Annotated in this window: 2 pseudogenes; both read right to left on the bottom strand. The window is 34.1% G+C overall.

The annotated features are described in order from the left end of the window. Nucleotides 1–246: pseudogene (locus HSACCH_RS00005) on the bottom strand (class I tRNA ligase family protein); the annotation flags it as partial. Between the two features lie 108 nt (nucleotides 247–354). Further along, nucleotides 355–881, bottom strand: a pseudogene (locus HSACCH_RS14235) (AzlC family ABC transporter permease). Nucleotides 882–1,163 lie beyond the last annotated feature (282 nt).

The following is a 1,163-nucleotide window of genomic DNA, read 5'->3' on the forward strand; positions in this document are numbered from 1 at the left end:
AGCATGAGCGTACTGGACATAATAAACTGGATTATTGCTTGATTCTTCTTTAGCCAATTCTAAATCGAAGTCAAGATGGCTGTCAGTGCTGCGCATTACATAATAATAACGGGCTGCATCTGTACCAACTTCTTGATTTACCTCAGTCATAGTAACAAAACTACCTGCTCTTTTAGACATTTTTAGTTTTTCACCATTGCGGAGCAAATTAACCATTTGAACTACAATTACCTCTAATTTGTCTTCTACATACCTGACAACCATTAATATAAAACTAATTATCCCCACTGATATACACCCCTAAAAATGCTGCCATTACTGTTGCTAAAATTATATTCCAACTACCATTAATAGTTAAAGCAAATAAAACTTGAAAGTAAAGCAGAAAAAACCTGCTACCATTATTTCGCTTTTTGAGCTGATCTGCATTACCAGTAAAACTATAAACATTGCAGGCAAAACAAAATCTAAAGCTCCTCCACTACCAAAATTAATAAATTCAGTTAAAAAAGCCCCAATAGCAGAACTAGATACCCAGCCGAAATAGGCTGTTAGCCCCAGACCGAAAAAATATCTATGTTTTTTCTCCTGGTCATTTATTTTACTCATTCCAACTGCAAAAGATTCATCAGTTACTAAAAACCTAAAAAAGGATAATAATAAAATGGTAAACCTCTTAAATGAAGGCTAAGCGATGCCGACAAAAGAAGATGTCGCAAATTAACCAAAAATGTCATTGCTACTATAGCTGCTACTGCAGCACCAGCAGATATCATCTCAATTGAAACTAACTGAGCTGAACCAGCAAAAACAAAAATAGACATAGCCGTGGTCTGCAGCGGACTTAAACCTTTATTAACAGCAAGCATCCCGTAAGCCATCCCTATCGGTAAATATCCTACAACTATGGGTACTGCATCTTTTATTCCCTTTTTAAAATTTGAATCATTAATTTTTTTAATGATATTTTTTTATTTACCAGCTGCTCTTTACTCAGTGACATAAATTAAATCTACTCCTTTAAATAAATCATCTTAACTAGAATAACTGAATTGCTTTTCTAATTCTCTATTACTTATTTTCCCAGGGTTGGCGATTATAATTACAGTTTTAAGTTTTAATCTATTGGGAGATGCCTTGAGAGATGCATTAGACCCAAGACA

The sequence above is a fragment of the Halanaerobium saccharolyticum subsp. saccharolyticum DSM 6643 genome (genome assembly GCF_000350165.1).
Classification (GTDB): Bacteria; Bacillota; Halanaerobiia; order Halanaerobiales; family Halanaerobiaceae; genus Halanaerobium; species Halanaerobium saccharolyticum.